The organism is Streptomyces sp. NPDC025793, assembly GCF_055558375.1.
Map to the genome: position 1 here is coordinate 1 of NZ_JBVHMR010000107.1, position 9,331 is coordinate 9,331.

General features: G+C 68.6%; 10 protein-coding genes and 2 pseudogenes. 7 read left to right on the plus strand and 5 right to left on the minus strand.

Annotated features, from left to right (window positions below; all coding sequences use genetic code 11):
* Positions 1 to 90, plus strand: a 90-nt coding sequence (locus tag ACZ4MF_RS48245; protein WP_467500734.1) for a zinc-binding dehydrogenase, incomplete at its 5' end; no start/stop codon positions are given.
* A gap of 226 nt (positions 91 to 316) precedes the next feature.
* Here ACZ4MF_RS48245 and ACZ4MF_RS48250 read toward each other — a convergent pair.
* Complete coding sequence (locus ACZ4MF_RS48250) at positions 317 to 967, minus strand: HAD family hydrolase (protein WP_467500736.1); 651 nt, start codon at positions 965 to 967, stop codon at positions 317 to 319.
* Between the two features lie 251 nt (positions 968 to 1,218).
* Between ACZ4MF_RS48250 and ACZ4MF_RS48255 the strand changes: the two genes are divergently transcribed.
* Positions 1,219 to 1,662 (plus strand): hypothetical protein, encoded by a 444-nt coding sequence (locus ACZ4MF_RS48255; RefSeq protein WP_467500724.1) that lies wholly within the window; start codon positions 1,219 to 1,221, stop codon positions 1,660 to 1,662.
* Here ACZ4MF_RS48255 and ACZ4MF_RS48260 read toward each other — a convergent pair.
* Positions 1,651 to 1,950 (minus strand): hypothetical protein, encoded by a 300-nt coding sequence (locus ACZ4MF_RS48260; protein WP_467500725.1) that lies wholly within the window; start codon positions 1,948 to 1,950, stop codon positions 1,651 to 1,653. The two genes, ACZ4MF_RS48255 and ACZ4MF_RS48260, sit on opposite strands and share 12 nt — an antisense overlap.
* Before the next feature lie 271 nt (positions 1,951 to 2,221).
* Between ACZ4MF_RS48260 and ACZ4MF_RS48265 the strand changes: the two genes are divergently transcribed.
* Together ACZ4MF_RS48265 and ACZ4MF_RS48270 are read left to right on the plus strand one after the other, a co-directional pair.
* Positions 2,222 to 2,416 (plus strand): hypothetical protein, encoded by a 195-nt coding sequence (locus ACZ4MF_RS48265; protein WP_467500737.1) that lies wholly within the window; start codon positions 2,222 to 2,224, stop codon positions 2,414 to 2,416.
* A 132-nt stretch (positions 2,417 to 2,548) separates the two neighbouring features.
* Entirely contained in the window at positions 2,549 to 4,222 is a 1,674-nt protein-coding gene (locus tag ACZ4MF_RS48270) for a histidine phosphatase family protein (RefSeq protein ID WP_467500726.1), read from the plus strand.
* A gap of 80 nt (positions 4,223 to 4,302) precedes the next feature.
* Here ACZ4MF_RS48270 and ACZ4MF_RS48275 read toward each other — a convergent pair.
* The 3 genes and pseudogenes from ACZ4MF_RS48275 to ACZ4MF_RS48285 form a co-directional block, all read right to left on the minus strand.
* Positions 4,303 to 4,433, minus strand: a pseudogene (locus ACZ4MF_RS48275) (IS256 family transposase); the annotation flags it as partial.
* 98 nt (positions 4,434 to 4,531) lie between these two features.
* A complete protein-coding gene (locus ACZ4MF_RS48280) occupies positions 4,532 to 4,834 on the minus strand; it encodes a hypothetical protein (RefSeq protein ID WP_467500739.1) in 303 nt (100 codons plus the stop codon).
* 76 nt (positions 4,835 to 4,910) lie between these two features.
* A pseudogene (locus ACZ4MF_RS48285) lies at positions 4,911 to 5,300 on the minus strand (universal stress protein); the annotation flags it as partial.
* A gap of 677 nt (positions 5,301 to 5,977) precedes the next feature.
* Between ACZ4MF_RS48285 and ACZ4MF_RS48290 the strand changes: the two are divergent.
* From ACZ4MF_RS48290 to ACZ4MF_RS48300, 3 genes are all read left to right on the plus strand, one after another.
* A complete protein-coding gene (locus tag ACZ4MF_RS48290) occupies positions 5,978 to 6,445 on the plus strand; it encodes a hypothetical protein (RefSeq protein WP_467500728.1) in 468 nt (155 codons plus the stop codon).
* Between the two features lie 295 nt (positions 6,446 to 6,740).
* Positions 6,741 to 8,330: a S8 family serine peptidase gene (locus ACZ4MF_RS48295; protein ID WP_467500730.1), complete on the plus strand. Its 1,590-nt coding sequence runs from the start codon at positions 6,741 to 6,743 to the stop codon at positions 8,328 to 8,330.
* 586 nt (positions 8,331 to 8,916) lie between these two features.
* On the plus strand, positions 8,917 to 9,243 hold the full coding sequence (locus ACZ4MF_RS48300; RefSeq protein WP_467500732.1) for a winged helix-turn-helix transcriptional regulator: 327 nt from the start codon (positions 8,917 to 8,919) through the stop codon (positions 9,241 to 9,243).
* Positions 9,244 to 9,331 lie beyond the last annotated feature (88 nt).

Here is a 9,331-nt window from a genome sequence, read left to right on the forward strand (position 1 = left end):
CAGGAGACGTTCCCGTTCGAGCGCGTCGCCGACGCGCACCGGCTGCTCGACGCAGGTCACCTCCAGGGCAAGCTCGTCCTCACCGTCTGATCCCGTCGTGGGGCCTCGCGTGAGCGTGGCCCCGATGAGACCCGTGCGTCATAAAAACTGCGCGTCAGTGGGCCTGATGTGCGTAGGCGTCAGGAAGCTCGGGCAGGTCCGTAGCGGTAGTCCACCGACAAGGTCATCCGTCAGCGGGAGACTTCCCGGTTCGTCAACACCATCGACGGCTGCCTCGCTGCCACCGGGCTCACTCCGGACTTTGAGCGAAGCCTGATCAGAAAAGCTCCGGCAGTTCCGTCAAAGTTGCGATGGACGGGACGGCAGGAACGTCCGGGAGCGGGGAGTCCCGGCGGATCACACGCCCCGCATAACCGAGGTCGACGGCCGCTTGGACCAGGTCGGGATCGTCGTCGATGAACAGGCATTGCGTGGGCGTCAGGCCAAGCGCGGTGCCGGCGTGGTGATACATGCGCGGATCCGGCTTGTTGCAGCCCAACTCGGCGGAGATCGCGTACGCCTCGAAGAAGTGGTGGATGCCCAGTACCGCGTGCAGGCCGGGCAGGTCGGGCCAGGCATCGGAGACCACGGCCATCCGCACCTGCCGCTGGCTCAGCTCCTCCAGGGTCTTCCTCACGTCCGGGTACAGCTCCAGCACTCTGTCCGCAGGGACTTCACGGCGCAGGTCGGCCAGGAGTTGCGAGGTGGCCTCCATCCCGAGGTGGCGTAGCACCACGCGGTGGTAGTCGTCGTAGTCGGGGTTCGAAAACAAGGCGGCGAGGAACCGGTCTCCGGCGGCGATCGCCGCGGCGAACCGGTCATTCGTGATCGACGGATCGTGAGCGAGGACGGTCTCCTCGAAGTCCGCACGCGGGTTCCACCGGCCTCCGATCGGACGCATCAGCACACCACCGGAGTCGAAGAGAATGGCCTGAACATCCCCGGAACCGGGAGATCATCTCGTCATCTGTCCAGTCTCACGGCCACGGGACCGCCCTGTCGATCCGCAGTAGCCGGCCGGTCTGCCTCAGCAGCGCCAGACGCCGCCCACCGCGCCCACATCACGATTCCAAGTTCAGTAGCAACCTCCAGACAGGCATAAGAGAGCGAGAGACCGAAGCGTTGCCCGCCCGACTTGAGCCAGTCCTCGGGCGGGCAACACCGGACGGGGACAATTCCATGATTCGCTTCCGGCGTCTTACTGGTATGGCAGGCGCAGTGACATGCCTGATCACGGTCGCGGTATTTGCCGCTTTCGCATGGGGGCAGCAGGACAACAGCCAGCAGGCGGACCGCAACCGCCTGAAGGCGCTGCGCGAGGCTGCCGACATCGCACACCATTTCGCAACACGTCTGGACACGGCATCCGGGTCCTCCCTGCCCGACAACGACCGGATTCAGCAGCTGGCAGCCTCGCTCCAGCTGGCCACACCCGGAGTCGTCAGGACAAGCTCGGGCACTTCCATCACCTTCCGGGTCAACATCCCGTACGCCTCACCCGGATCAATCTCCGGTGCGGCCGTCTCGGAATGCTATGAGGTAGCGCTCGCAACGCCGCCGAGGAAGAAGGTGACACTCACCTCCCTCCCGTGCAGCAAGCTCAGCCAGCACTCAGGTACTTGAAGGTGATGTTCTCGGCGCATACAGGCCGTGCCGGATGGTCTGGATCAGGTCCTTCCCGCCAGTGCGGCCAGCCTCCTCGGCCAGGGGCAGGTCCGTCTCCGCCTCCAGCGCGGCCAGCATCTGATGGCTGGTGATCTCCGGCCGCAGCCCGCCGGCGCGGACCCACTCGGCGGCCGGCTCCGCAAGCTCGTCCAGCACCAGTGGGCTCGTTTCCACCTGAAGTGGCTGGTCACAGATCTGTTGTGGTCGCGACTGGGTGTACTCGTGCTGACAGAGCAGCATGATCACCAGGCCTGACCATTCGCCACGCGTCGTTGGGCGGGTGTGGAGCCGGGGCGGGTGGTGCCCTACCGCAAGGACGCGGCCGGACCTGGGGATCTGTCGGCCGAGTACCAGCGGGTGCCGGCCCGGGACCGCCTCCGCGCCGCTTCCGGCCCTGCCCCCCACGGCCAGCAAGCCCTCTGAGTACCCCGGCCCGCCGCCGTGACCGGCTGAGTGGCAGGCGAGGATCCGTGCGCCGGCCCCCTGCCGCATCCGCGCGGTCCGCTGAAGAGGTCACGTGATCGACCCGGTTGTTCCGCCGCGCCTGCTGCGGCGTCGTGACATGCGCCTGCCCGGTGACCTCGGCCAACGACTCCGGCCGGCAGCGGCAGCGGCGGTGTTGCGCGATAGACGACACGCGTACGCGCACCCCGGGCCGCTCACCGCCACGGCTTCGGCCAATCAGCCGCAGCTTCAGGCCAAAGAAATCTGAACGTTCCCGCACAGACTTCCCACGGAAAACAAACACCTCCCACCATGAACTTGAACAATAAACAAGCACAGCTGTCACTCACACCCCTGCCACACCCCACAACTCCTACGCCCCCCACGCAAGGGACACTCAATGCCCCTCTTCTTCCTTCGCCACGGCGAGTCCCAGGCGAACGAACAGAACCGCTTCGCCGGGCGCCTGGACACCCCGCTCACCGCCCTCGGCAGCCGCCAGGCCGGCCAGGCAGCCGAGCGGGTCGCCGCGCTCGCCGCGAGCGGCGTACGCATCGACGAAGTGCACATGTCCACGCTCCAACGCGCCCGCCAGACCGCGTGGACCGTCATCGACCGGCTCCCACAACCCCCGGACCGGATCACCGTCGACGAAGCACTGACCGAGCGCGACTTCGGCGTCTACAGCGGCCGCAACAAAAGCCTGGTGAAGAAGACGAGCGGCTTCGCCGGCTACACCGAGGCCTTCCATTCCCCGACCGGCCGCCCGCCAGGCGGCGAGAGCTGGCGGGAGCTGTACGAACGGGTCGCCGCGTACTACGAGAACGTCCTGTTGCCCGCCTCCCGCGAGGGACGCACTGTTCTGGTCGTCGCCCACAAGTACGTCGTCGAGATGTTCGCCCTGGTCGTCGCGGACGCGAGCCCGGACACGTACCGCGACTTCAAGATCCCCAACGCGCGCCCGCTCTCCGAGCAGGACCTGCGCCGCGCGGTTGCCGCCCCCGCCGCGGCAGGGCTCGTCAACGACCTGGGCGAGATCGTGGAGATCCGCCTCCCCCTGCTGGTGGCCACGGCCGCCGCGACGGGCGTGGCGGTCCAGCTCGCGCTCGGCATCCAGGTCCCGGCCCCAGTCTTCACCACCGCCCTTACCACCCTCCTGGCCGTCGGTTCCTTCTTCGCCATGCTGCGCGTGGACCCACCCACTTTGCGCCGCCCCCTGAGCAGCCTGCGCACGGCCTGGCCCCTGCTGTTCCCCCGTCTCGCACTGGGCCTGGTCCTCATCTGGGCCGGGCACTCGCTCCCATTGGAGTTGGCCGGTTTGTTTCTGCTCCTCCCACCCGCACTGATAGCCCCGACCCTCTCACTGCTCTGGGGAGGCGACTACTTCTTCGCCGTACGCCACACAGTGGCCGCCTCGCTCGCCCTCCCCGCGATCCTGCTCACCGGCCTTGCCCTCCCCCTCGCCCTCCCATACACCGTCCCGACCCTCACCCTGGGCAGGCTCGAACCAGCCCTCCTCGCCTACGCGGCCGTCCTGCTCGCCGCCCTTGTACTGCCCGGCATCGGGGCGCAGTCCCTGCGCCGGCGCGACCCGATCCGGGCGGGCGCCCTCAGCACCAACTGGAACTGGCTCGGCGGCCTGGCCCTGGTCCCCGTGGCCGGCCTCGCCACCTTCGCCCTCACCCCGCCGACCGGTCTGACCGCCCACACGGCCATCCGACTCCTGCTGGTGATGTCCGCCGCAGCGGCGGCCCTGCCCGCCCTGCGCCTCCTGACGACGCTGTTCTTGCGCCTGCGCCCCCACGGCACCGGCCTCGGCCGGGACCTCTTCATCACACAGAACACCCCGAACGTCTTCCTGTGGTTGGCGATGACGGCCGTCCTGGCCCCCACCACGGGCCACCGCCCCTCGGTGATCGGCCTCGGCGTCGCACTCGTCTTCTTCTTCGCGGTCTACGCCGACGAACGGATCTTCCTTCACGCCCACCGCCGCGACCTGACCCCGAGCGTCCCCGAAGCCCCCGAAACGCGGAAGACCCGTACCATTCCTGGCCTGTTGACACCGGGCAAGTAATCGGGGACCTCGAAAGAGAGCACTGCGTCGCCGCCCTCGTGGGTGGGCCAACTAAACGGCTGATCTTGGTTGTTGAGGTCTCAGTTGTTGCTCGGGGTAAGGCGGCCCTCGAAGCGATCTGGAAGGCGTTCAGGGGTGCCTTCCAGCGCATGGTCCACCGCTTGCGGCCTTTCCCAGTCGGGGCCAGGCTCATCAGGGTCATGTATATGCACAATGGTGAGGTGCGGATGATACCGACGTGACCGCAGGCGGGTAGATCGCCCGGTCCGTGAAGCGGGTGGCCGTGAAGGGCGCGAAGAGGGCGTTTCATTAGCCTTTGACCGGTTCAGGTGCTTGCATGAGAGCGCCGAAATGGAAGCCGGCCGCACGCCCAGTCATCACTTCCGTGTCCACGTGTACGTGGGGATATTCAGCGATGGGTAGGGCCGCATGGTTCAGCACTTCTGCGCGCAGGTGCTGTTCCTTCGCCATGTTGATCTGGGATGCAAGGACACCGGGGTGGACGGCCGGCGTCCACGCGTGGATCAGACGTACTGGCAGATTGCGCACATCTGCCTCGGCCAGGGCGAACCGTACGGCGTCGGCGTCCCGCTCGTCGCGCACGCCGGCCACGACCGGTACCTGGAGCGGTATGCCGGCAGGGCTTCGCACTACCACGACCGGACGGGTGGCATGGCGCCACCTGTCGGCTGACGGAGCCCAGCAGCAGGCCCGCGAAGCCGCCGTGTCCGCGGGTGCCGAGCACGACCAGCGAGGCTCCTTCGGCGGCATGCAAGATCGTCGCAGCTGGCGAACCGCGGGCCACAGTGGCGTCCACCGACACACTCGGACGCCGCTGTGCCAAGTGGCGCGCAGCGTTGTGGAGCATGGTGTCGGCCTCCTGGACGGCGCGACCAGCGGCCTCGGTAAGGCCACCGGTGCCCAGCAGTGTGCGTGTGCCGGCATCCACCACGTGCAGGAGTTTCAGATCCCATCCGTGCCGTTCGGCCTCGGCCGCCGCCCAATCCGCGGCCGACTGGGCCTGCTGTGAGGCATCGACAGCCACCAGCACGACGCCCGAGATGCTGTGACTGAACACCGTTATTCCTTTCCCGGCTTCTGCGTGCCTGTGCGGATTCGTCAGTCCCAGACCGAATCAGGCGCTAACGCCTCCCGATGTGCGCCGGTGGGCTGCAGCGCGGGGCGTGAGGCGAGTCGGATACGGCCGGTCGTCCATTGCCTCGGCTGCGGCAACGAAACCCATCTTGCGCGAGGCCGCCGAAGATCGCCCGAGGAGCTGGGGCTCAAGCGCGGGTCCCACAGCCTGTTCGGTCCAGCTGCCCGAACATCGCGCAGTGACCGGCAGCCCGTTCCCTGCTCCCATGGGCACCAGGGATGGGCCGAACGGGCGCGGCGGGTCACGATCCAGCGAGCGATGCCGCCTGGGACTGCCCAAAGGCCCCGGTCGCTCCGCACCAGCTGGTCCAGTCCTTCTGGGGCATCGGCGCCCTTCACAAGCCTCGTTCACTTCGCTGCCGGACGGGGCCCCGGCCATGTGAGCGATTGACCGCCACCTGCATCAGCGGCGGCTCTCCTGCCGCTCCGCCAACGCTTCGCCGGTGACCGGGGCCGATCGGGGGGTTCCTCCCCGGGAGCGGCCCGTCCGATTGCGGTCGCAACCTCGCCAACTTAGCTTCAGCACGTCGGTTTTATACCGATAAGGGCAACATCATTCTGTATGTTGCCCTTCCCCTCATGGCATCGAACGGAGCATTCATGTCGGTCACGACCGGTATCCAGCCCCAGCAGCAGTTCGGCCAGCAGATCGGCGCCTCGCAGGGCCAGCTCGCGCAGGTGGTCCAGCAGGCGATCCAGCAGGCCTGTCAGCAGGCGAGCCAGCAGATCGCGCAGCGCATGCAGCAGACGCTGCAGCAGATCCAGCAGGTCCAGCAGCAACTGCAGCAGCAGGGCCTGGCCCATCAGGCGCACCCCTACCTGGCCCTCGCTCTGCATCACACGCTGCACACGGGCGTCCGCAGCGCCGTGGAGCAGTCCGTGCAGCAGGCGCTGCCGGTGGCGATCGTGACGCTGCTCCAGCAGAGCCAGCAGGGCGTCCAGAGCACGCCGGGCCAGCAGCAGTGGGGCGGCGGGTTCGGACAGCAGTCCTTCGGTCAGCAGTTCCCGCAGTACCAGCAGCCCGGCTTCGGCTTCGGCCCGATGGGTCAGCCCTTCGGCATCGGCTGACGTCCAGCCGCGCGTGATGCGGTGTGCTCAGGCCTGGTCCCTGGGCACACCGCATCACCGTGCAAGCGCGGGCCCCCGGCACCGGATCAGGAGCAGAGGACGACGTAGGCATGCGGACGTGGTGAAGGTGGACGTAATGGTCAAGGAAAGGCCCGGGAGCAAACCCCGGAACAACCGCGAGAGCGGATCAGAGGGCTCGGGGTCCGGTGGGCCGGCACCCGAAGACAGAGAGGCAAAACCACGCCGTGCGGGAGCGCCGTCACCGATCACGGTGCAGCCGCGCAGGGTGCGGTACATGGTCACGCCGCTGCCCCAGCATCTTCTGCCCCCGGGAGCTGCCGAACTGGACATGGACGCGGTGTGCGACCAACTGGAACAGATGCCCGAGGTCACCGTGGTCCGCAGGCTCCGGCCGTCGGAGAAGCTGAAGGCCGCCGGCCTGTACCCTTCCTGCCCTGACGTAGTGGTCGTCGAAGCAGCCGAGGCACAAGTGCCGGCGATGCGGTCGCTGCACGTGCACATCGAACCGGACCTGCCGCTGACCGGGCCCGGGCCCGTCTCCGCGCCCATGGCGGGACTGCTGCCGTTGTGCGACCCGGGGCTGGTCACGCCGATGGAGGAACCTGTCGAGATCGCGCTGCGCGTCTGCGGCCCAGACGGGGAACCGCTGGCCGGTGTGGGGGTGTTCCTCATCGGGGCGGCCTGGCCGGCCCAGGGCATCACCGGGGCCGACGGGACGGTCACCATCAAGCTCGCGACGGACACGGCGGAGTCCGTCCAGTCCCTGTACGTGCGCCCCGCCGGCGGCTACACGGACCGCTGGATCCCCCGCCCCGACCTGTCGGCAAGCCAGGAGAACCTGGTCACTCTCACCCCGCTCGCCAAGGTGTACCCGGAACTGGAGCAGCGGCAGCAGTACGGCTGGGGTCAGCAGGCCCTGCGGGTGGACCGCCTGCCCCCCACTTTCCGCGCCTTCGGCGTCAGGATCGCGGCCATCGGATCGGGTGTCAGCGCCGAACACCCTGATCTCGAGGAACGGGTGCGCTCCGGAGTCGATCTCGTGCACGGCACGGACGAGGGCTGGGCGCACGACACGCTGGGCAGCGGTACCCATGCGGCGGGCATCATCTCCGGGGCGGACACCGGCAAAGGTGTCATCGGCATCGCGGTCGACGCCGAGATCGAGGTCTGCAAGGTGATGCCCGACGGCCACTTCAGTGACCTGATCGCCGCCCTGGACCACTGCATCGAGCACGAGGTGGACATCGCCCACATCGCGGTGGCGGCCCCGTACCCCTCGGCCCTGGTCTCCCGCAAGCTCGCCGACGCGGGCGCGGCGGGCATCGCCTGCGTGGCCCCGGCGGGGGACACCGGCGGGTCGGTCGCCTTCCCGGCCTCGCTTCCCACCGTGTTCGCCGTCGGCGCGCTGGGCGCCCTCGGTACCTATCCGCAGGACACCTCCCAAGCCACCCACACGGGGCCGCAGCTCAGCCCGGAAGGGCTGTTCGCCGCCCCCTTCAGCTGCCACGGCCCCGGAGTCGACGCGGCCGCCCCCGGTGTGGCGGTACTGTCCTGCGCACCGGGGGGCAGGTACACAGCCCTGGACGGCACCGGCACGGCTTCGGCCCATGTCGCCGCCCTGGCCGCGCTCGTCCTCGCTCACCACGAGGACTTCCACGGCCAGCTGCTGCCTCGGGGACCCGGCAGGGTGCAGCACCTGTTCGAGATCATCGCCGCCAGCTGTCGCCCCCTGGCCACCCCGGGAACACTGGAGGCGGCCCGCGTCGGCCGCGGCCTGCCCGACGCCCTCGTCGCCCTCGGCCTGGCTCCCGGAATCCAGCTCGCCCCGGCCCTTGCTCCCTACGCCCCGTCTATGGCCGGTTAGCCACCTTCCAGCAAGCACACGGTTCGGCATCCGCTTCCAAGAGAGCGGATGCCGATCGGCTTCGGACGCCGAAGCGCGTCCTTCGCCGCACTCGCGACCTGGCCAAGGTGGTGCGGTACGGCTTCACGTTCCAGGGAGTTGGGGCGCCACTCCGGGCCCGATACTCTGGCGACATGCGCGCCGGGCAGGGATGGGAATCTCACCGGCATTCGTCAGCTGCGGCTTCGACGCGATCCGTCCACTCCCCTCCTTGGAGCGGCGTGTGAGCACCGAAGGTGTCGGTGGGGCGGGGATGTGGAAAGGCTGGGGCAGACGGGCTGTGCTCTCGCCACCGGTCCATGATTCGCCCGTTGCCGACACCGGGGGTTGTTGGCCCCTGGTACAACTCGGTCGATGGGTATCCAGGAACGTGACCGCAAGCTATACCGGTCGCTGCGTCGGGCCGGCCTCAAGGTGATCCCGAACGCTGTACCAGCGAGCCGTGACTCACCAAACCGTTGGACACACACGGCCTGTTGACCGCGGCCCGCTGGAGGACTGTCCCGACAGCGACCTTGTTCCGCCAGGCCACCAGCCGTACTGCCCCGTGGACATCACCCTCGCCACGCTGGCCGGCCAATGGACGCCCCTTGTGCTTCGCGAATTCCTGCGCCGTGGCCAGGCCGCGTACTCGGAGCTGTCCGCCGCCCTGCCCGCCCTCTCGGACAAGGTCCTCTCCGACCGGCTGGCCCAGTTGACCAGCGCGGGCGTGATCGAGCGCCATCGCACCCCTGGTTGGCCCCCACGAGTCCGCTGCACACTCACGGCGCAGGGCCGGGCACTGGAGCCGGTGGTGCGCTGTATGGGGGAATGGGGCACCGCGCGACGGCAGGACACCCTCGGCCAATCGTCAGACCCATCAGACAGGCTCTAGTGCGTTGACCACGAACGTTGCCGGGGTTGATCAGGCGGCTTTGGGGCGTGGGCGGCCCCAGCGTTGCTGGCGTTCGCTGCGGACCTTG